The sequence below is a fragment of the Sedimentibacter sp. B4 genome, from assembly GCF_000309315.1.
In the GTDB taxonomy this organism is placed as follows: Bacteria; Bacillota; Clostridia; order Tissierellales; family Sedimentibacteraceae; genus Sedimentibacter; species Sedimentibacter saalensis.
In genome coordinates, this window is record NZ_CANG01001091.1 from 1 (window position 1) to 492 (window position 492).

General features: G+C 73.0%; 1 protein-coding gene and 1 pseudogene. Both read right to left on the bottom strand.

What is annotated here, in order from left to right; translation table 11 throughout:
- The coding region (locus BN358_RS25125) for a respiratory nitrate reductase subunit gamma (RefSeq protein WP_198018547.1) at window positions 1–111 on the bottom strand (111 nt) is incomplete at its 3' end.
- A gap of 192 nt (window positions 112–303) precedes the next feature.
- Window positions 304–492: pseudogene (locus tag BN358_RS28165) on the bottom strand (hypothetical protein); the annotation flags it as partial.

Genomic DNA, 492 nt, shown 5'->3' on the forward strand with positions numbered 1-492 from the left:
GGTCGTCCAGCCGAACTGGTCGTAGCGGTAGCGCCAGATCAGGCCGGCGATCAGGGTGAGCGCGACGAGGTAGGGCAGGACGCCCCACGCGAGCAGGTCGAGCGTGTTCATGCGTGCTCCTCGGCGAGGTGGGGCCGGTTCCGGTCGAGAGGGTCGAGGCCGACGAGTTCGACCGGCGGGGCCTGGCCGAACCGGGCCTGGACCTCGGCACGCGTCCGGGGGGACTCCCCGGGCAGCAGGCTGCAGACCGCCTCCAGGACCCCCGGGCCGCGCCGTAGGCTCGCCCGGAACTGCTCGAGCAGCTCACGGCCGGCCGCGGGGATTGCCGCGGCGAACTCGAGCACCATCGGCAGGTGTCGGGGAGCCGCCCCCTGTGTCGACCACCAGCCCGGAGTCACGGTAGGCCCGCTTGATCCGCGCCAGCACCTCGCCGCGACGGCGGGTGTCGCCGTCGGTCCAGTAGGTCAGATGCAGCGCATGCTTGCGGGACAG